At 67.9% G+C, this 19005-nt stretch carries 18 protein-coding genes; 8 read left to right on the plus strand and 10 right to left on the minus strand.

Features of this window, described 5'->3' with window-relative positions; all coding sequences use genetic code 11:
* Window positions 1-3: 3 nt before the first annotated feature.
* The 4 genes from ACOYW6_RS02665 to ACOYW6_RS02680 all read right to left on the minus strand — a co-directional run bounded on the left by ACOYW6_RS02665 (window position 4) and on the right by ACOYW6_RS02680 (window position 4650).
* On the minus strand, window positions 4-2169 hold the full coding sequence (locus ACOYW6_RS02665) for a TonB-dependent receptor (RefSeq protein ID WP_423142274.1): 2166 nt from the start codon (window positions 2167-2169) through the stop codon (window positions 4-6).
* A gap of 108 nt (window positions 2170-2277) precedes the next feature.
* On the minus strand, window positions 2278-3402 hold the full coding sequence (zapE, locus tag ACOYW6_RS02670) for a cell division protein ZapE (protein ID WP_423142275.1): 1125 nt from the start codon (window positions 3400-3402) through the stop codon (window positions 2278-2280).
* Window positions 3399-3857 carry a PaaI family thioesterase gene (locus tag ACOYW6_RS02675; RefSeq protein ID WP_423142276.1) on the minus strand — a complete coding sequence of 153 codons (459 nt, stop codon included), beginning with the start codon at window positions 3855-3857 and terminating at the stop codon, window positions 3399-3401. Before ACOYW6_RS02675 ends, zapE begins: the two co-directional genes overlap by 4 nt.
* A gap of 10 nt (window positions 3858-3867) precedes the next feature.
* Window positions 3868-4650, minus strand: a complete 783-nt coding sequence (locus ACOYW6_RS02680) for a succinate dehydrogenase iron-sulfur subunit (RefSeq protein WP_423142277.1) — start codon at window positions 4648-4650, stop codon at window positions 3868-3870.
* Between the two features lie 237 nt (window positions 4651-4887).
* On the opposite strand from ACOYW6_RS02680, the gene ACOYW6_RS02685 reads away from it, so the two are divergent.
* Window positions 4888-6120: a serine hydrolase gene (locus tag ACOYW6_RS02685; RefSeq protein ID WP_423142278.1), complete on the plus strand. Its 1233-nt coding sequence runs from the start codon at window positions 4888-4890 to the stop codon at window positions 6118-6120.
* 37 nt (window positions 6121-6157) lie between these two features.
* On the opposite strand, the gene ilvC is transcribed toward ACOYW6_RS02685, so the two are convergent.
* The 4 genes from ilvC to miaA form a co-directional block, all read right to left on the minus strand.
* Entirely contained in the window at window positions 6158-7177 is a 1020-nt protein-coding gene (gene ilvC / locus ACOYW6_RS02690; RefSeq protein ID WP_423142279.1) for a ketol-acid reductoisomerase, read from the minus strand.
* Window positions 7178-7282: 105 nt separating this feature from the next.
* A complete protein-coding gene (ilvN, locus tag ACOYW6_RS02695; RefSeq protein ID WP_423142280.1) occupies window positions 7283-7798 on the minus strand; it encodes an acetolactate synthase small subunit in 516 nt (171 codons plus the stop codon).
* 4 nt (window positions 7799-7802) lie between these two features.
* On the minus strand, window positions 7803-9551 hold the full coding sequence (gene ilvB / locus ACOYW6_RS02700) for a biosynthetic-type acetolactate synthase large subunit (RefSeq protein WP_423142281.1): 1749 nt from the start codon (window positions 9549-9551) through the stop codon (window positions 7803-7805).
* A 141-nt stretch (window positions 9552-9692) separates the two neighbouring features.
* The gene (gene miaA, locus ACOYW6_RS02705) at window positions 9693-10679 is read right to left on the minus strand and encodes a tRNA (adenosine(37)-N6)-dimethylallyltransferase MiaA (RefSeq protein ID WP_423142282.1); all 987 of its coding nucleotides are present in this window, start codon (window positions 10677-10679) and stop codon (window positions 9693-9695) included.
* Here miaA and serB point away from each other — a divergent pair.
* Entirely contained in the window at window positions 10672-11553 is an 882-nt protein-coding gene (serB, locus tag ACOYW6_RS02710) for a phosphoserine phosphatase SerB (RefSeq protein ID WP_423142283.1), read from the plus strand. The two genes, miaA and serB, sit on opposite strands and share 8 nt — an antisense overlap.
* Window positions 11554-11590: 37 nt before the next feature.
* Window positions 11591-12373: a Coq4 family protein gene (locus ACOYW6_RS02715; RefSeq protein ID WP_423142284.1), complete on the plus strand. Its 783-nt coding sequence runs from the start codon at window positions 11591-11593 to the stop codon at window positions 12371-12373.
* Here ACOYW6_RS02715 and ACOYW6_RS02720 read toward each other — a convergent pair.
* Both ACOYW6_RS02720 and purL read right to left on the minus strand, forming a co-directional pair.
* Complete coding sequence (locus ACOYW6_RS02720) at window positions 12370-13116, minus strand: DUF72 domain-containing protein (protein WP_423142285.1); 747 nt, start codon at window positions 13114-13116, stop codon at window positions 12370-12372. The two genes, ACOYW6_RS02715 and ACOYW6_RS02720, sit on opposite strands and share 4 nt — an antisense overlap.
* Entirely contained in the window at window positions 13113-15398 is a 2286-nt protein-coding gene (gene purL / locus ACOYW6_RS02725) for a phosphoribosylformylglycinamidine synthase subunit PurL (protein ID WP_423142286.1), read from the minus strand. The genes ACOYW6_RS02720 and purL overlap by 4 nt, the downstream gene beginning before the upstream one ends.
* Before the next feature lie 101 nt (window positions 15399-15499).
* Between purL and ACOYW6_RS02730 the strand changes: the two genes are divergently transcribed.
* From ACOYW6_RS02730 to queA, 5 genes are all read left to right on the plus strand, one after another.
* Window positions 15500-15751 (plus strand): exodeoxyribonuclease VII small subunit, encoded by a 252-nt coding sequence (locus ACOYW6_RS02730; protein ID WP_423142287.1) that lies wholly within the window; start codon window positions 15500-15502, stop codon window positions 15749-15751.
* 3 nt (window positions 15752-15754) lie between these two features.
* Window positions 15755-16663 carry a polyprenyl synthetase family protein gene (locus ACOYW6_RS02735; protein WP_423142288.1) on the plus strand — a complete coding sequence of 303 codons (909 nt, stop codon included), beginning with the start codon at window positions 15755-15757 and terminating at the stop codon, window positions 16661-16663.
* Complete coding sequence (gene coaD, locus ACOYW6_RS02740; RefSeq protein ID WP_423142289.1) at window positions 16663-17166, plus strand: pantetheine-phosphate adenylyltransferase; 504 nt, start codon at window positions 16663-16665, stop codon at window positions 17164-17166. Before ACOYW6_RS02735 ends, coaD begins: the two co-directional genes overlap by 1 nt.
* 89 nt (window positions 17167-17255) lie before the next feature.
* Window positions 17256-17939: a peptidylprolyl isomerase gene (locus tag ACOYW6_RS02745; RefSeq protein WP_423142290.1), complete on the plus strand. Its 684-nt coding sequence runs from the start codon at window positions 17256-17258 to the stop codon at window positions 17937-17939.
* A 29-nt stretch (window positions 17940-17968) separates the two neighbouring features.
* Entirely contained in the window at window positions 17969-18997 is a 1029-nt protein-coding gene (queA, locus tag ACOYW6_RS02750) for a tRNA preQ1(34) S-adenosylmethionine ribosyltransferase-isomerase QueA (protein ID WP_423142291.1), read from the plus strand.
* Window positions 18998-19005 lie beyond the last annotated feature (8 nt).

The following is a 19005-nucleotide window of genomic DNA, read 5'->3' on the forward strand; positions in this document are numbered from 1 at the left end:
GCCTCAGAAGCTCTTGCGCAGGCCGACGAAGAACCCGCGCCGTGGCCCGTATTCGGGTTGCCCGGCGCCAACGCCGCTGCCGTCGTGGATCAGGTAGACCTTGTCGAACAGGTTGACGATGTCGAAGCGCAACGTCCACGCCTCGTCGTCCTTTTCGCTCGCCAGGTTCTGCGACACGCCCAGGTTGACCTGCACATAGGGCTTCTGCGTGCCGCCGTTGGGAACGATGCCGGCGGGATCCTCTGCCCGCAAGCCGCTGCCGTAGATCAGGTCGAACGAGGGGATCAGCTTGCCCAGGCCGTTCCTGATCGTCAGCGCGCCGCCGGCCGAACCGGTCCATTTTTGCGAATGGTCGGTGTAGATGTAGTGGCCGGCGATGTAGTCGAGCTCCGGCTGGTCGAAGAAGAACTGGTTGGAGACGATCTCCTTCGCCTTCTGCTGGCCGCGCGCCAGGTTGCCGTAGAATTCGAAGCCCGGCGCTTCGTAGTTGAAGCCGGCCTCGACGCCCCACCCCTTCGAGCGGCCGTAGTTGAACGGCGACTGGATCAGCGTGGCGCCGAAATGCTCCTCGTCGAGGAGGTTGGTCTTGTCCTTGTAATAGGCGTCGAGCGTGATGCTCAGCCGCGGGGTCAGGAATTGCTGCAGCCCGATATCGAAATTGTGCTCGCGCTCTGCGCGGACGGGCCCCGCGTACTTGACCGCGAACTGGTTGGTCGTGCCGTCGAACAGGGCGACATCGGGGGCGACCGCGATTTCAAGCGGGGCGGGCGTGAAATAACGCGCGTAACCGGCGTGAAGCGTGGTCCACCGGCTTGGCTTCCAGACCACGCTGGCGCGCGGGCTGAACTGGTCTTCGCTCACCGGCGCGGTGGCGCGGTCATAGCGCAGCCCGACGTTGACGGTCAGCGGCTCGACCGGGTGCCATTCGTCCTGCAGGTAGAGCCCCAGGATCGACCCGGCCTGGCGCTGGGCGATCGGGATCGTGATCGGTGCGTCGCTTGCCTGGTTGCCGGCGGCGTCGACCGCGAAGACGCGGTTGATGCTGGCGGTCGCGGTGGTCTGGCGGCTGAAGAATACGCCCGTGCGCAGCGTGTGACGTTCGCCCAGCTTCAACCCGGCATCGGCCTGGACGCCGTAAGCGGTCGTGGCCTGGGCAAGGTCCGTCTCGGACCCGTCGAACATCAGCTGGCCGCCGGTCGGATCGGGCGTGTAGTGCGCGCGGCTGCGGCTGAAGAACGGCGCCACCTGGACGTCCAGCGCAGCGCCCGCGTACTGGTAGGCAAGCACGCCGAAGACGCTGTTCTGGCGCTGGTTCTGGTCCAGCAGCGCGGAATCGAACGTCGTCCGCCCGTTCAGCGTGAACGTGGGCGTCAGCCCGGGGGTGTTGGGAATCTGGAAACTGCCCTTGGACCAGCCGCCAAACGCGCTCAGCCGGCTGTTATCGCTCAGCACGTCGGAAACGTAGCCGAAGGCGCGGTACTGCCGGGTGCGGTCGTGGATGGCATCCTTCGAAGGCGTCGGGTTGCTGATGCCAAGGTCGTTCTGCAGGTAGCTTGCGGACGCGAAGACGTTCAGCGAACCGATCCCGTCGCGGAACGTCGCGCTGGGCTGGAAGGTGCGGTGGCTGCCGCCATAGATGCCCACGTCGCCGTCAAGATCGAAGCCATCGGTGCGGGTCTTCATGTTGACGACCCCGGCGGTGCGGAAGCCGTACTGCGCCGGCAGCGCCCCGGTGATGACCTCTACCGAAGACGCCACGCGCGGATCGACTACGGCGCCGAACCCGGCGAAGCCCTGCGGCACGGTCACGCCGTTGAGGCGGTACTGGACGTTGCCGTGCTCGTTGCGGATGTGGATGTCGCCGTCGCCGTCCGAATCCTGCGCCACGCCAGGCGCCTGCAGCAGCACGCCCTTGAGGTTGCGGTCCGCGCCGCCCGGCTGGTTGTCCAGCTGCGCGCGGTCGATACTGTAGGTGCTGGCACCCAGCGCCGGGTCGATCCGGTCCCGCGCGGCATCGAGCTTGCGCGCGGTGATGACGATTTCCTGCGCCGGGGCGCCGTCGGCCGCCGCGTCTGCGGCAGGCGCCGGCTCGGCGGCAAAGGCGGCGGCGGGGAGAAGGGCGGCAGGGGCGACAAGAGCTGTGCTCGCAAGGAGCAGGCGAAACGTCATGATGAGGCGGGTCCGATCCGAAGGGCTTGTTTTCGCCGCCGCCTCTACGCGTAATGATATAGTGTAACAAGGGCGTTCGTCGGCGGTTCGGCGCCGTTCGTCGCAGGATCAGTCGCTACCGTGACCGCGCGACAGGTAATCGGCACTGCGCATCTCCATCAACCGGCTGACTGTGCGCGCGAATTCGAAACGGCCATCCCCGGCAGGGTAGAGCGCATCCGGTTCGGCGGCAGCGGTGGCGATCAGCTTGACGCGGTGCTCGTACAGCGCGTCCACCAGCGTGACGAAGCGCGCCGCCTCGTTGCGGTTTTCGGGCCCCATCACCGGAATGCCGACGACGATGACGGTGTGGTAGGCGCGCGCGACCGCCAGATAGTCGGCGGCGCCGCGCGCTTGGGCGCACAGCCGCTTGAAGCTGAACACCGCGACGCCCTTGAAGCTCTTGGGCACGTGCAACCGCCGGCCGCCGCCCAGATCGAGGTCGGCCGAGGGAACGTGCGCGGAATCCTCGGGCGGATAGTCGGTCAGGCGGAAGAACGCATCGCGCGCGCGCGCGGTCGCCGCTTCGCCAAGGGGGACATACCAGGTGTCGATCCCGCCCAGCCGCTCAAGCCGGTAATCGACCGGGCCGTTGAGCGGCATGACGTCGAGCCCGCGCTCGATCAGCGCGATGAAGGGGAGGAAATGCTCGCGGTTGAGGCCGTCCTTGTACAGTTCGCCCGGCGCCCGGTTCGACGTGGTGACGATCGTCACGCCTTCGTCCTCGATCAGGCGGGTGAACAGCCGGCTCATGATCATCGCGTCGGCGCTGTTGTTCACAACCATCTCGTCGAAGGCCAGGCAGCGCAGGTCCTGCGCGATCGCGGCGGCAACCGGCGGGATCGGGTCGCCGCTTTCGCTTTGCCGCGCCTCGCGCAGGCCTTCGTGGACCTCGATCATGAAGGCGTGGAAATGCACCCGGCGCTTGGCCGCGATGCCCAGGTTGGCGTGGAACAGGTCCATCAGCATCGACTTGCCGCGCCCGACCCCGCCCCACAGGTAGATCCCGCGCGGCACCTGCGGCTTGCGGCCGACCAGGCGCCCCAGCAGGCCGCCTAACGGGGAGGGCGCCTCGGCATCCTCCAGCCTGCGGGCCAGGTCGTCCAGCCGCACCGCGGCGGCGCGCTGCTCGCCATCGGCCCGCAGTTCGCCCGCGCCGACCAGCGCGTCGTAAGCGGCCAGGACCCCGCTCACGTGCTGCTGGGCTTGCGGATCGTGCCCGAAAAGGCCGCTACCAGGTGCCCGCCGGGCTGCTCCACCGTGCCGCGCAGGAACACCAGCCGGCGAGTCTCGCGCAGCAGTTCGGTCACGGCGTCGCACGGTTCGCCCTCGCGTCCCGGTCCGATGAATTGCACCGACATGTCGAGCGTGACCGCGGTGCCGACTTCAATCACCCCGAGCATCCGCGAGCAGGCGAACAGCGCGATGTCGACCAGCGACAGCACCGCGCCGCCGTGCACCGCGCCCGACAGATTGGTGTGCTGACGCCCCGGCACGAAGCGCAGGCGCGCCTTGCCGTCATCGTCGCGCCGCACCAGCAGGCGGGGGAAGACAAGGGCGTTGAACCGCGTCGGATCGGCCAGTTGCCAAGTGTGCCAGCCGGGAAATTCGCTGTCCGGCTCGCTCAGGAAGCCGCGCGCATCGCTCATGCCCGGTCCTTCAGAGCTGGCGCTCGGCCTGCATCTTCTTGATCTCGGCGATCGCGCGGGCCGGGCTGAGGCCCTTGGGGCAGACGTTGGCGCAGTTCATGATGGTGTGGCAGCGGTAAAGCCGGAAGGGATCTTCCAGCTCGTCCAGCCGCTCACCGGTCATCTCGTCGCGGCTGTCCGCCAGCCAGCGATAGGCCTGGAGCAGGATGGCCGGGCCCAGGAACTTGTCAGAGTTCCACCAGTAGCTGGGGCACGCGGTGGAGCAGCAGGCGCACAGGATGCACTCGTACAGCCCGTCCAGCTTTTCGCGCTGTTCGGGGCTCTGCAGCCGTTCCTTGCCCGACGGCGTGGTGCTGACGGTCTGCAGCCACGGCTTGATCGAGGCGTACTGGGCGTAGAAGTGCGTGAAATCGGGGACCAGGTCCTTGATCACGTTCATGGCCGGCAGCGGGGTGATCTTGATGTCGCCCTTCAGGTCCTCGATCGCGGTGGTGCAGGCGAGGCCGTTCTTGCCGTTCATGTTCATCGCGCAGGATCCGCAGATCCCCTCGCGGCAGGACCGGCGGAACGTCAGGGTCGGGTCGATCTCGTTCTTGATCTTGATAATCGCATCGAGAACCATCGGGCCGGTCTGGTCGAGGTCGAGCTCGAAGCTGTCGTAGCGCGGGTTCTCGCCGCTGTCGGGGTCGTAGCGATAGACGGTGAATTTCTTCACCCGTGCCGCTCCGTCGGCCTTGTGGACGCGGCCCCTGCCCTTGATCTTCGAATTGGCGGGAAGGGTGAACGTGGCCATCGTCGGGTGCCTTTCAGCGCTGCGTCTGGGCTTACCCCTTAACGCCTCGCCCGCTCATCGCAAGCGGGCTGGCGCGCTTTGCGGCAGCGCGGTAGGCTCCGGCTCGGGTGGGGAGACAATTCCATGCGTTCATCGTCAGTTGCTGCAACCGTGTTGTCTTTCGTCGCCGTGCCGGCCGCCGCACAGACGCCGCCGCCGGCGGCATCGTCCGCTCAAGCCGCCGCGGCGACATCCCCGATGTTGCGTCAGCGCGCCGACGAACTGGTCGCGCTGCTGAACGGCGGCGGTGATCCAGCGGCGATGTTCGCGCCCGAATTCCTTGCCCAGGTTCCCGAGGCGTCGATCCGCGCGCTGTCGGGGCAAGTGACCGGGTCGGTCGGCAAGGCGGTGCGCATCGCCTCGTTCGAGCCGGTGGGCCCCAATGCCGCCCGGCTGGTGATGGCGTTCGAACGCGGCACGGCACCGATGACGCTGGCAACCGCGCCCGACGCCGCGGGCAGGATCGTCGGCCTGCGCATCCTCGGGGTCGAGACCGCTGCCGATGCCGCGCTGACGAGCCTGGACGCAGTGGCAGACGCGATGAGCGCGCTGCCCGGCAAAGCCAATTTCGCAGCCTTCGACCTTGGCGACGGGCCGGCCAAGGCGCTGACGAAGGGCCTCAACCCGCGCGACCGGCTTGCGATCGGCTCGACCTTCAAGCTGGCGGTGCTGGCAACGCTGCTGCGCGAGGTCGATGCCGGCAAGCGGTCCTGGGACGATGCGGTGGTGCTGGGCGGCGTCGAATTGCCGGGGGGCCGCTTCACCGCCAGCCCGGCGGGCACCGCGGTGCCGCTGCGAACGCTGGCCGAAGCGATGATCAGCGTCAGCGACAACAGCGCGACCGACGCGCTTATCCACGCGCTGGGACGCGAACGGATCGAGGCGACACTGCCGCTGCTGGGCTGGATGTCGCCTGCCAACCGGCCGTTCCTGACCACGATGGAGCTGTTCAAGCTCAAGGGCGTCGAAGGCGGCGCGCTGGGCACGCGTTATCTGGCCGCGGGTGAAAAGGCCAAGCGCGCCATGCTGGCGGGCGAAGTCGCGGCCCTGCCCGGCAGCGCGGTGGGCGGGTTGTTCGCGGACGGCAAGCCGGTGCGGATCGACAGCCTGGAATGGTTCGCTTCGCCGGTCGAACTGGCGACCGCGATGGAGTGGTTCCGGCGTCATGGTGGCAGCCCGGCCGGCAAGGAAGCGCTGCGCATCCTGGCGCTCAACCCGGGGCCGCTGGCGGGGATGAAGGCGCAGTTCCCCTATGTCGGCTACAAGGGCGGGTCGGAACCGGGCGTGATCAGCATGACGCTGCTGGTGCAGGACAAGGCCGGCGGCTGGCACGCGCTGACGGCGGGCTGGAACGATCCCGCCGCCGCGGTGGACGAAACGCGCTTTGCCGCGCTGGTGCAGCGCGCCGCGGCGATCGTCGCGGGGCCGTAAGGGCGGCGGGCGAGGGGCAAGTCGCCCGCCGGCCCGCTCAGTTTACCGTCTGGTCGACCAGCTTGTTCTTGCCGATCCACGGCATCATCGCGCGCAGGCGCGCGCCGACCTGCTCGATCGGGTGCGCCGCGGCGGCCTTGCGCGCGGCCTTCAGTTCCGGCTGGCCGGCCCGGTTGTCGAGGACGAAGTTCTTCACGAACCGTCCTTGCTGGATATCGGCAAGCACGCGCTTCATCTCCGCCTTGGTCTCGGCGGTGATGATCCGCGGCCCGGTGGTGATGTCGCCGTATTCGGCGGTGTTGCTGATCGAGTAGCGCATGTTGGCGATGCCGCCCTCGTACAGCAGGTCGACGATCAGCTTGGTCTCGTGCAGGCATTCGAAATAGGCCATCTCGGGCGCGTAGCCGGCCTCGACCAGCGTCTCGAACCCGGCCTGGATCAGGTGGGTGATGCCGCCGCACAGCACCGCCTGTTCGCCGAACAGGTCGGTCTCGCACTCTTCCTTGAAGTTCGTCTCGATGATCCCCGATCGCCCGCCGCCCACGCCCGAGGCATAGGCGAGCGCCACGTCGTGAGCGTTGCCGGTGGCGTCCTGGTGAACCGCGATCAGGCACGGCACGCCGCCGCCCTTCTGGAATTCGCTGCGCACCGTGTGGCCGGGCCCCTTGGGCGCGATCATGATGACGTCGATGTCGGCCGGTGGCTCGATCAGGCCGAAATGGACGTTGAGGCCGTGCGCGAATGCAAGGGCGGCACCGGGCTTCATGTTGCCGGCCAGGTCGTCGCTCCAGATCGCGGCCTGGTGTTCGTCGGGGGCCAGGACCATGACGATGTCGGCCCACTTCGCTGCCTCGGCATTGGTCATGACCTGGAAACCGGCGGCCTCGGCCTTACGGGCCGTCGCCGAGCCCGGCCGAAGCGCGATAGCGACGTTGGCGACGCCGCTGTCGCGCAGGTTCTGGGCATGGGCGTGGCCCTGGCTGCCATAGCCGATGACGGCGATGTTCTTGCCGGTGATCAGGTTCAAGTCGGCGTCGGCGTCGTAATAAACCTTCATGTCTCGTCCCCATCACCCCTGCGGAAAGGGGCCGTTGATAAATTCGCGTGCTTGCGAGCGGTTGGATAGGCCCCTGGCGGCGCAGGAGCGACGAATATTGAAAGATCAGGCTCCGTCCGGCCCCCTGATCATGCCGACCACGCCGGTGCGGCCGACCTCGACAAGGCCCAGGTCGCGCATCAGGCCCACGAAGCGGTCGATTTTCTCGGGCGTGCCGGTCAGTTCGAAGACGAAGCTACGCGTCGTGGTGTCGACCACGCTGGCGCGGAAGACGTCCGCGAGCCGCAGCGCCTCCACCCGGGCGTCGCCGGTGCCGGCAACCTTGACCAGCGCCAGCTCGCGCTCGACGTGGGGGCCGATCTCGGTCAGGTCGGTGACCTTGTGCACCGGCACAAGCCGGTCGAGCTGGGCGCGGATCTGATCGATCACCTCGGGCGGGCCGTGGGTGACGATGGTGATCCGGCTCGTCTCGTGGTTCTCGCTGATGTCGGCCACGGTCAGGCTGTCGATATTGTAGCCGCGCGCGGTGAACAGCCCGGCGATCTTGGCCAGGATGCCGGCCTCGTTGTCGACGGTGACGGTCAGGACGTGCCGCTCGGCGGCCTGCTGCTTGATCTTCATCGGTTTACACCAGCGCCTTGGCTTCGTCGTCGAGCGTGCCGGCGACCTGGTCGCCGTAAAGCATCATCTCGGTATGCGCGGCGCCGCTGGGGATCATCGGAAAGCAGTTTGCCTCCTTCGACACCAGGCAATCGACGATGACCGGCCCATCGTGATCGAGCATCGCCTGGATGCCGGCGTCGAGCCCGGCCTCGTCGGCGATCCGGATCCCCTTCCAGCCATAAGCTTCGGCCAGCCGCACGAAATCGGGCAGGCTGTCCGAGTAGGAGTTGGAATAGCGGCTCTCGTACGTCAGCTCCTGCCATTGTCGAACCATCCCCATGTACTCGTTGTTGAGGATGAAGATCTTGACCGGCAGACGGTACTGGCTGGCGGTGCCAAGCTCCTGGATGTTCATCTGGATGCTGGCTTCGCCTGCGATATCGATCACCAGCGCGTCCGGATTGCCCAGCTGCGCGCCGATCGCGGCGGGCAGGCCGTAGCCCATCGTGCCCAGGCCCCCGCTGGTCAGCCACTTGTTGGGGGCGAAGAAGGGAAAATACTGCGCCGCCCACATCTGGTGCTGACCAACCTCGGTCGAGATGATTGGATCGCGTTCGCGGGAGAGCGCGAACAGGCGCTCGATCGCCTTTTGCGGCATGATTTCGGTCTGGCTGGGCGGATAGGCCAGCGACTGGCGCGCGCGCCAGCCCTCGATGCGCGCCTTCCACTCAGTGAGGTCGGCGGCGCGGCGGCCGCCCCAGGCGTCCACAAGCTGCGCCAGAACCGCCGCGCAGTCCCCTACGACCGGCAGGTCGACCCGCACCGTCTTGTTGATCGACGAACGATCGATATCGATGTGAATCTTGGTCGAATTGGGCGAAAACGCGTCCAGCCGGCCGGTCACCCGGTCATCGAAGCGCGCGCCGATGCAGACCATCAGGTCGGCCCGGTTCATCGCCATGTTGGCTTCGTAAGTGCCGTGCATCCCCAGCATCCCGAGCCAGTCGGCATGGTCGGCCGGAAACGCGCCCAGGCCCATCAGCGTCGACGTGACGGGCGCGCCGGTGCGGACCTGGAACTCGCGCAGCAACTCGCTGGCGCGCGGGCCCGAGTTGATCACCCCGCCGCCGGTATAGAGCACCGGCGCCTTGGCGTTGGCGATCAGTTCGATGGCGCGGGCGATATCGCGTGCGGGCGCTTCGCGGGGCGGATTGTAGCGGCTGCGGCGGGCCGGCGCGGGGGCGGCGGGGTCGTAAGCGGCGACAGCCACCTGAACGTCCTTGGGCACGTCGATCACGACCGGGCCGGGGCGACCGGTGGTGGCGATGCGAAAAGCCTCGTCGATCGTGGCGGCGAGTTCGGACGGGTCCTTGACCAGGTAGTTGTGCTTGCAACAATGCCGGGTGATGCCGATCGTGTCGGCCTCCTGGAAGGCGTCCGAGCCGATGAGAGCGGTCGCGACCTGGCCGGTGATGACGACCAGCGGGATCGAATCGAGGAAGGCATCGGCGATTCCCGTCACCGCGTTGGTCGCGCCCGGGCCGGACGTGACCAGCACCACGCCCGGCTTCCCGGTCGAGCGGGCGTAACCTTCGGCGGCGTGGGCCGCGCCGGCTTCGTGGCGCACCAGGATATGGCGCAGGCGCTGCTCGGAAAAGAGCGCGTCGTAGATCGGCAGCACCGCACCGCCCGGATAACCGAATACGAATTCAACCTCCTGGCGGACCAGGCTGTCGATGAGGATTTCGGCGCCGCTGCGCTCGCTGGTCACGTCACGTCCCTTTCCTTCTCGCACCGAAACGCGGCCTACCGAAACGAGCGGGCCCGGCACAGTCGCCTGCGCCGGGCCTCCTCTCCAACTCGCCGAAGACCGCCGAAAGCGGCATGCGTCCGGTGCGCTATGTGAAACGATCTAACCTGTCAAGTTCAGCCCTTGTAATAATAATGCAAAAATATCCTCAATAATGAAACTCTGTTCCTCGACGCGGAGCCAGTCTGCGGGCGGCTGATTCCGGAACCAGGTGTACTGGCGCTTGGCGTAGTTGCGCGTTGCCTGCGCGCCCGCCGTCAGCGCCTGTGCGAGGCTGGCTTCGCCGCGCAGCAGCGCTGCGATTTCGCGGACGCCGATCGCGCGCATGACGGGCAGGTCCGGAGCCAGGCCGCGCGCCAGCAGGCGCTCGACTTCCTCGACCGCGCCGCCTTGCAACATCGCCGCGAAGCGTGCGTCGCAGCGGCGATAAAGCGCGTCGCGGTCGGGCAGGAGGACCGCGGCGTGAAGAGCGACCCCGGCGGCGATGCCGCCGGCCCGTTCGCAGTGCCAGGCGGCAAGCGGTCGGCCGGTGGAACGGATGACTTCAAGCGCGCGCAGGATCCGCGCCGCGTCGGCCGCACCAATCCGCCCGGCGGCTTCGGGGTCTTCCGCGAGCAGCGCTGCACGCGCCTCCCCAACGGGCAGCGCGCGGACGGCGGAGCGGACCGCGGGATCGATCGCCGGCACCGGCGCGATCCCGTCAAGCAGGGTGCGGAGATAGAGGCCGGTACCGCCGACCAGGATCGGCACGGCGCCCGAGCGGTGGACCTCGCCGATTTCCTGGGCGGCGCGCGCCGCCCAGTCCGCTGCCGAGCAGGGATCGGCCCCGTCCCAGCAGCCAAAAAGCCGGTGCTGCACGCCGCGCATCTCGGACGGTTGCGGCCGCGCCGATAGCACCGACAGGTCGGCATAGACCTGCGCACTGTCGGCATTGATGACCACCGCATCGCGGCCGCGCGCGCGCAGCGCCAGCGCCAGATCGACCGCGCGATCGCTCTTGCCGCTGGCGGTGGGCCCTGCGATGAGCGCCAGCGGCGGCCGGCCCGATGGCACCGCCTCGCCGCCTGAGGGAGTTTCACGCGTGATCATCGCCCGGCTGATAGCAGATGAAGCCCGCCTGTCAGCGGGCCTCGACGCCGCGCTGGCGGCGCTCGATGCCGCCGGGATGCCCGCCGCCTCGGCCGCGCTGCTCGAGAACGGCGGCGAGGTGCTGCAGATTTCGCTCGCCGGCGGCGATCCGGCCCGGGTGCGCGCCATCGTCGATGCCCACTTCGCGCCCTCGGACTGCCTGATCGCGGACCACGAACCGCAAGTGCCGCACGTGTTCGTGTCCGACATGGATTCGACTATGATCGCGGCCGAATGCATCGACGAGTTGGCCGATTTCGTCGGGCTGAAGGCGGAAGTCGCCGCGATCACCGAACGTGCGATGCAGGGCGAGCTCGACTTCGCCGGCGCGCTGACCGAGCGGGTAGGCCTGCTGAGCGGCCTGGGCGAGGACGCGATCGCGCAGTGCCTGGCCGAACGGGTGCCGCTGATGCCCGGTGCGCGCACGCTGGTGCAGACGCTGAAGGCGCGCGGGTGCCGAACCGTGCTGGTCACCGGCGGGTTCCACCAGTTTGCCGACCCGGTTGCCGAAATGCTCGGGTTCGAGCGCGTCGTTGCCAACCGGCTGGCGACCGGCGCGGGCGCGCTGACCGGCGGACTGGCCGGCCCGATCGCCGACGCCGCGACGAAGCAACGCGTGCTGCTGGAAGAGGCGGAACGGATCGGCGAGGACGCGGTCAGCCTGGCGACCGGCGACGGCGCCAACGACGTGCCGATGCTGCAGGGCGCGACTTACGGCCTGGCCTACCGCGCCAAGCCGAAGGCACGCGCCGCCGCCGATGGCTGGCTTGACCGGGGCGATCTGACCGCAGTGCTGGAACTGCTGGGAATCCCACGCACCGACTGGGTCTATTGACAAGATTGTAAGTAAGCCGCATCTTTTCGGCATGGACATGTCCTCACCGCCCGCGATTCCGTTCGCCGATCCGCGCCGCATCAAGCCGCGCTACCGTCCGCTCAAGGCGTGGCACCACTTTCGCCTGCTGGTAAAGGACAAGGAAGCGACCGAGCATGTCACCCCGATTTTCGAATCGCTGCCGTGGACCGGCGTCTTCGCCGCCGCGAAAGCCTTCTTCGCGAGCGAAAAGGGCAAGGCGATCCGTGCCAGCGAACCGTCGCTGCCGCCGATCCTGGACGATCATGCGGCGCTGCGCCGCCTGCCCGCGGGCACGCTGGCGCACGCCTATTGCGATTTCATGGAGCGCGAGGGGCTGACCGCGCAGGGCCTGGTCGACGATCTGGATACCTATCGCTCGCAGCCCGATTTCGGCGATCAGGTCGAATGGTACTTTCACCGCATGCGCGACACGCACGACATGATGCATGTCCTGACCGGGTACGGCCGCGACGCGCTTGGCGAACAGTGCGTGCTGGCGTTTACCTACAGCCAGCAACCGAGCCCGGCGCACTTGTTCCTGGGCTATGCGGGGGCGCTGGAAATCAAGAAGCGCGTGCGCTCGTCCGCGCCGGTACTGCGCGCCGTGCGCGAGGCGCAGCGGCTGGGCAAGGCCTGCCCGCGCATCGCCGAAATGTCGATTCGCGACCTTCTGGCGACGCCGCTGGAGGATTTGCGCCGGCAGCTTGGGATCACGCGTCCGGTCCATTACTGGCAGGCGCATAAGGACTGGCAGGCGATGGGCGTGAACCCGTACGACCTTCTCGGCAAGGCCGCCTAAAGGCGCTTCATCAGCGCCTGCGCGGCCGCCGGGTTGCGCACTTTCTCGCCGTCGATGAAGAACGCGAAGACGTCGCGGCCCGTGGCCGCGGCGGCCTTCGCGCGCGCTGCCCAGGCGTCAAGGTCATGCGCACGGTAACCGGTGCGCGCGTCGGCAGCGGTTCCCATCAGCCGCCAGTAGACGAAGTCGGCGGTATCGGCCACGATCAGCGGGAAATCCTCGCTCTCGGTGAGGACGACGGCGGCGCCGCGCTCACGCGCGAGGGCGTGAAATGCTTCGTCGCGAAAGCTGTCATGTCGCACGTCCAGCGCGTGCCTTAGCGGCAGGCCGTCCTTTTCGGCCGGCAGCAGGTCCAGCCAACCAGCGAACTCCTCGCGGTCGAAGGCCTTGGTGGCGGGAAACTGCCAGACGATCGGGCCAAGACGGTCGCCAAGCCGCGTGAAACCCTGGTCGATGAACACGCCGACCGATTCGGCCGCATCGGGGAGCCATTTTCGCGTGGTGGAAAAGCGCGAGGCCTTGAGGCTGAACAGGAAGCCATCCGGGGCCGCTGCGGCCCAGGCGGCGTAGCTGTCAGGTTTCTGGCGGCCGTAATACGTGGCGTTGATCTCGATGGCGCCCAGGCGCGCGGCCGCGTGCGCCAGCTCGTCGCGCTGGCGCAGGCCGTCCGGGTAGAAAACGCCGCGCCAGTCCGGAAACGTCCAGCCGCCGATGCCGACGCGGATCGCGCCGCTTCGGCTCACGCTTCCATCCAGTCCTTGAAGAACGCTTCGTGGGCGCGGCGCAGCTCGCCGAGCGCGACCGCGCCGTCACCGGCCTCGCCCTCGGCTCCCAACACGATGGAATCGCCGCCCGTCCAGCCGATGAAGCAGCAACCGACCCCCGCCTCGCGGGCCATCTTTTCGACCACGTGGCTGTCATAGGGTTCGGTAACCAGGTATCGGGCCTGGTTTTCGGCGAACAGCGACCAGGCATGGCGATATTTCTCGCGGTCGACCTGGTCCTCGAACGCGGCCATCTTGAGGACCGCGCCGACATCGCCGGCCAGCGCCATTTCCGCCACCGCGACCAGAATTCCGCCGTCGGACACGTCGTGCACCGCGGTCACGAACTCTTCGGCAATCAGCTTGCGCACGAACTCGCCGTGGCGCCGTTCGGCCGCGAGGTCGACTTGCGGCGGCATGCCGTCGGCACGCCCGTGGCAGACCTCCAGCCACAGCGACTGGCCCAATTCGGGCCTGGCGCGGGCGTCGGCGCCGATCAGCAGGATCTTGTGAGCGCCGTCCTTGAACGCGATCGTCGCCATGCGGTCGGCATCGTCCATCACGCCGACGCCGCCGATTGCCGGGGTCGGGAGGATGGCGCTGCCGCCGCCCGTCGCCTTGCTTTCGTTGTAGAGGCTGACGTTGCCCGACACGATCGGGAAGTCGAGCGCGCGGCAGGCTTCGCCCATGCCCTGCAGGCAGCCGACGATCTGGGCCATGATCTCCGGCCGCTGCGGCGAACCGAAGTTGAGGCAATTGGTCACGGCAAGCGGCGTGGCGCCGACCGCGGTGAGATTGCGATAGGCCTCGGCGATGGCCTGCCTGCCGCCGACGACCGGGTCGGCGAAGCAGTAACGCGGGGTGCAGTCCGTGGTCATGGCGAGCGCCCGGTTGGTGCCGTGGATGCGCACCACGGCCGCGTCGCCGCCCGATTTCTGCATCGTGTCGGCGCCGACCTGGCTATCGTACTGCTCCCAGATCCAGCGCCGGCTGGCGAGCGCGGGCGCGGCCATCATCTGCATGAGCTGGGCGGGAATGTCGTTCTGCTCGGGCACCGCGGTCAGCGGCGCGACATTGGCCCAAGTCTTGTACGCAGCCGGTGCAAGGTAGGGACGGTCATAGAGGGGCGCCTCGTCCGCCAGCGGGCCCAGCGGGATGTCGCAGACGGTCTCGCCGTTCCAGTCGAGCACCATGCGGCCGGTATCGGTAACTTCGCCGATGACAGCGAAATCGAGCTCCCACTTGCGGAAGATGGCCTCGGCCTCGCCCTCGCGGCCGGGCTTGAGGACCATGAGCATCCGCTCCTGGCTTTCGCTCAGCATCATCTCGTACGGCGTCATGCCCTCTTCGCGGCAGGGAACGGCGTTCATGTTGAGGCGGATGCCGGCTTCGCCCTTGCTCGCCATCTCGACACTGGACGAGGTCAGCCCGGCCGCGCCCATGTCCTGGATGGCCACGATCGCGTCGGTCGCCATCAGTTCCAGGCACGCCTCGATCAGCAGCTTTTCGGTGAAGGGGTCGCCGACCTGGACGGTGGGACGCTTTTCGTCCGAATTCTCGTCGAACTCCGCGCTCGCCATCGTCGCGCCGTGGATACCGTCGCGCCCGGTCCGGGAGCCGACATAGACGATCGGATTGCCCAGGCCCGTGGCGGCGGAGTAAAAGATCTTGTCCTGCTCGGCGACGCCGACGGTCATCGCGTTGACCAGGATGTTGCCGTCATACGAGGGATGAAAATTGGTTTCGCCGCCCACCGTCGGCACGCCCACGCAATTGCCGTAGCCGCCGATCCCAGAGACCACGCCCTGGACCAGGTGCTTCATCTTGGGATGGTCGGGGCGCCCGAAACGCAGCGCATTCATGTTGGCGACCGGGCGCGCCCCCATCGTAAAGACGTCGCGCAGAATCCCCCCGACGCCCGTCGCTGCGCCCTGGTAAGGCTCGATATAGCTGGGGTGATTATGCGACTCCATCTTGAAGATCGCGGCCAGCTTCGTGCCGTTCGTGCCTTCGCCGATATCGATCACGCCGGCGTTCTCTCCCGGTCCGCAGATCACCCAGGGCGCCTCGGTGGGCAGCTTCTTGAGGTGCAGGCGGCTCGACTTGTAGGAGCAATGCTCCGACCACATGACCGAGAAGATGCCGAGTTCGACAAGGTTGGGCTCGCGGCCCAGGGCGTGGAGAACCCGGTCGTATTCGTCGTCCGACAATCCGTGGGCGGCGACGACGTCTGGCGTGATGGCGCTGCTGGACTCTGGCATGCCGCGCGCCTTAGCGGCGCGGGAAGGGCGGGGCTAGTCCCGCGCCGGCCAGTTTTTCCCGATGCTTGACCGGGCGCGGCGCCGCCGCCAATGCTGGCGTCATGGCCGAACCCGCACCCGACATCGCCGCGCTGACCTTCGAGGATGCGCTCCGCGCGCTGGAGGACGTGGTGCGCAAGCTCGAAAGCGGCGAAGTCCCGCTGGACGATTCGATCGACCTTTACGAGCGCGGCGAGGCCCTGCGAAAGCATTGCCAGGCTCGGCTCGACGCCGCGCAGGCCCGGATCGAGCGCATCGTCGCGGGCCCCGACGGCCAGCCGACCGGCACCGCGCCGTTCGATCCGGCCAACTAGGCGATGCCCGGCGCAGCGCTCGCCACCACGCGCTTGGCTGCGGCGCTCGAGGCTATCGCTGCCGACGTCGACAGCCTGTTCGACGCGCTGCTGCCGATTCCCGCCGATCCCCGCGCCCGCCTGGTCGAGGCGATGCGTTACGCCGCGATCGGCGGCGGCAAACGCCTGCGTCCGCTGCTGGTCACGGCCACCGCGGGGCTTTACGGCGTCGACCGGCAGGCGGCGCTGCGCGTCGGTCTCGCGGTCGAGGCGATCCACGTCTATTCGCTGATCCACGACGACCTGCCCTGCATGGACGACGACGACCTGCGCCACGGCCGCCCGACGCTGCACCGCCAGTTCGACGAGGCGACCGCGGTGCTGGCGGGCGACGCGCTGCACGTCTTCGCGTTCGAGCTATTGTCCGACCCGGCGACGTCGCCCGATCCGTTCACGCGGATCGAGCTCGTCCAGGCACTTGGGCAGGCGAGCGGAGCGCAGGGCATGGCCGGCGGGCAGATGATGGACATCGTCGCCGAAACGTCCGCATTCGACCTTCACGGGGTCACCCGCCTGCAGCAACTCAAGACCGGGGCGCTGCTGGGCGCGGCGGTGGAGATGGGGGCGATCCTGGGCCGCGTCGCGCCCGAGGGGCGGGCGCACTTGCGCGGCTATGCCCGCGATATCGGCCTGGCGTTCCAGATCGCCGACGACCTGCTCGACCACGAGGGTGACGAGGCCGCCGCCGGCAAGGCCCTGCGCAAGGATGCCGCCGCGGGCAAGGCAACCTTCGTTTCGCTGCTCGGCCCCGAGCGCGCCCGCGAACAGGCGCAGTTCCTGGTCAGCCAGGCGACCGAGTATCTTCAGCACCATGGGGCGGAAGCCGACTTGCTGCGCGATGTCGCGCGGTACATCGTCGAGAGGGATCACTGATGAAGCGCATCGGCGTCTACCCGGGCACCTTCGATCCGATTACGCTGGGCCACATGGACATCATCGCGCGCGGCGCGCGGCTGGTGGACGAACTGGTCATCGGCGTGACCACCAACATCGCCAAGAACCCGATGTTTTCCGACGACGAGCGCATCGCGATGGTGACGCGCGAGGTCGCCGCCCTCGGCGACGCGACGATCCGCGTCGTTGGCTTCAACTCGCTGCTGATGGACTTTGCCGAAGCGCAGGGGGGCAGCGTGGTCATCCGCGGGATCCGCGGGGTGACCGATTTCGAGTACGAATACCAGCTCACCGGCATGAACCGTCAGCTTAACGACCGCATCGATACCGTCTTCCTGATGGCCGACGTAGCGCTACAGCCGATCGCCTCGCGGCTGGTCAAGGAAATCGCGCTTTACGGCGGCGACATTGGCCGTTTCGTGAGCCCTGCGGTGAAGGCCGACGTGGTCGCGCGCATCGCCGGTCAGGGCGTCGCACGTTGAGCCGCGCAGCCGATCCGTTCATTGCCACGACAGACCCGGATCGCTAAGCCGCGCCCCAACACATCCGTTCCAGAATCGAGACCTTCCGCATGATCCGTCGCAGCTTCGTTGCTTCCATGGCCGGCGCCATCGCCGGTGCCGTCCTGTTCGGTGCCCCCGCGATCGCCAAGGACGTGGTTCCCGCCACGCCGGCGCCCGTGCCGCTGAGCGCCATCGTCGACGCGGATCCGAGCCATGATCCCCAGAACATCCTCGCGCTCGACTTGTCGAACGGCGGGCGGGTGCTGATCCGCCTGATGCCGGCCTGGGCGCCCAATCACGTCGAGCGGATCAAGACGCTGACCGAGCAGGGCTTCTACAATAACGTCATCTTTCACCGCGTGATCGACGGCTTCATGGCGCAGACCGGCGATCCTACCGGCACGGGTGAGGGCGGTTCGAAGCTGCCAGACCTGAAGGCGGAGTTCAACTCGCTGCCGCACGTGCGCGGCACGGTGTCGATGGCGCGGACCGAAAGCCCCGACAGCGCCAACAGCCAGTTCTTCATCGTGTTCTACCCGCACTTTGCGCTGGACCACAAATACACCAACTTTGGCCGCGTCATCCAGGGCATGGAATATGCCGACGCGATCGAGCGCGGTGAGCCGCCGGCCAACCCGACGCGCATCGTCCAGGCCTCGCTGCTGTCGGACGGCAAGCCGCGCCCGGTTATCGCCGCGCCGGTATCGCCTGCGGCGGTGACGCCGGCACCGGTCACTTCGCCGTCGAATTGAGCCGCGCTTCGCGCTAGGGCGCGGGCGCGATGCGTGTCGACCTCTTCGATTTCGAGCTTCCGCCCGAGCGGATAGCCCTGCGCCCGGCACGGCCGCGCGATGCCGCGCGGCTTCTGGTGGTGCGCGGCGACGAGCCGTTCGCCGACCGTGTCGTTCGCGATCTGCCGGGAGAACTTCGCGCCGGCGACGTGCTGGTGTTCAACGATACCCGCGTCATACCCGCCCAACTCGAAGGCCGGCGCGGCGAAGCGAGCATCGGTGCGACCTTGCACAAGCGCATCGACTTGCGCCGCTGGCAGGCGTTCGTGCGCAACGCCAAGCGGCTTCGTGAAGGCGACGTCGTCGATTTCGGCGCCGGGGTCACTGCCACCGCCGAAACGCGGCTTGATGATGGCAGCTGGACGCTGGCCTTCGCGGGTGATGAACCGGTCGAAGTGCTGCTGGCGCGCGCCGGACGGATGCCGCTGCCGCCCTATATCGCCGGCAAGCGCCCCACCGATGCCGAGGACCGCCGCGATTACCAGACCATGTTCGCCGCCGAGGATGGCGCGGTCGCCGCGCCGACGGCGGCGCTGCACTTCACGCCCGCGCTGATGGCCGCGCTGGCCGGCGCGGGCATCGGGCACGAGACGCTGACCCTGCATGTCGGCGCGGGCACGTTCCTGCCGGTCAAGGCCGATGACACCGACGATCATGCGATGCATGCCGAGTTCGGCCGCATCGATGCCGCCACGGCCGACCGGCTCAACGCGGCGCGCGCGGCCGGCGGCCGCGTCATCGCGGTGGGGACGACCAGCCTGCGCCTGCTTGAAAGCGCTTGCGGAGTGGACGGGGTGATCCATCCGTTCGCTGGCGATACGTCGATCTTCATCACGCCTGGCTATCGCTTTCGCGCCATCGACGGGCTGATCACCAATTTCCACTTGCCGAAATCGACGCTGTTCATGCTCGTCTCGGCGCTGATGGGTCGGGAACGGATGCAGGCGGCCTATGCGCACGCCATCGCGAACGAATACCGTTTCTATTCGTACGGCGATTCGTCTCTTTTGCTGCCGTAAGGTTGCAA

The organism is Parablastomonas sp. CN1-191, from assembly GCF_049354825.1.
Classification (GTDB): domain Bacteria; phylum Pseudomonadota; class Alphaproteobacteria; order Sphingomonadales; family Sphingomonadaceae; genus Novosphingobium.

Coding starts and splice junctions, on each gene's coding strand:
- ACOYW6_RS02665 (WP_423142274.1), bottom strand. CDS start 2,169: ATGACGTTTCGCCTGCTCCTTGCGAGCACAGCTCTTGTCGCCCCTGCC.
- ACOYW6_RS02675 (WP_423142276.1), bottom strand. CDS start 3,857: ATGAGCGATGCGCGCGGCTTCCTGAGCGAGCCGGACAGCGAATTTCCC.
- ACOYW6_RS02680 (WP_423142277.1), bottom strand. CDS start 4,650: ATGGCCACGTTCACCCTTCCCGCCAATTCGAAGATCAAGGGCAGGGGC.
- ACOYW6_RS02685 (WP_423142278.1), top strand. CDS start 4,888: ATGTTGCGTCAGCGCGCCGACGAACTGGTCGCGCTGCTGAACGGCGGC.
- ilvC (WP_423142279.1), bottom strand. CDS start 7,177: ATGAAGGTTTATTACGACGCCGACGCCGACTTGAACCTGATCACCGGC.
- ilvN (WP_423142280.1), bottom strand. CDS start 7,798: ATGAAGATCAAGCAGCAGGCCGCCGAGCGGCACGTCCTGACCGTCACC.
- miaA (WP_423142282.1), bottom strand. CDS start 10,679: ATGATCACGCGTGAAACTCCCTCAGGCGGCGAGGCGGTGCCATCGGGC.
- ACOYW6_RS02715 (WP_423142284.1), top strand. CDS start 11,591: ATGTCCTCACCGCCCGCGATTCCGTTCGCCGATCCGCGCCGCATCAAG.
- purL (WP_423142286.1), bottom strand. CDS start 15,398: ATGCCAGAGTCCAGCAGCGCCATCACGCCAGACGTCGTCGCCGCCCAC.
- ACOYW6_RS02730 (WP_423142287.1), top strand. CDS start 15,500: ATGGCCGAACCCGCACCCGACATCGCCGCGCTGACCTTCGAGGATGCG.
- ACOYW6_RS02735 (WP_423142288.1), top strand. CDS start 15,755: ATGCCCGGCGCAGCGCTCGCCACCACGCGCTTGGCTGCGGCGCTCGAG.
- coaD (WP_423142289.1), top strand. CDS start 16,663: ATGAAGCGCATCGGCGTCTACCCGGGCACCTTCGATCCGATTACGCTG.
- ACOYW6_RS02745 (WP_423142290.1), top strand. CDS start 17,256: ATGATCCGTCGCAGCTTCGTTGCTTCCATGGCCGGCGCCATCGCCGGT.
- queA (WP_423142291.1), top strand. CDS start 17,969: ATGCGTGTCGACCTCTTCGATTTCGAGCTTCCGCCCGAGCGGATAGCC.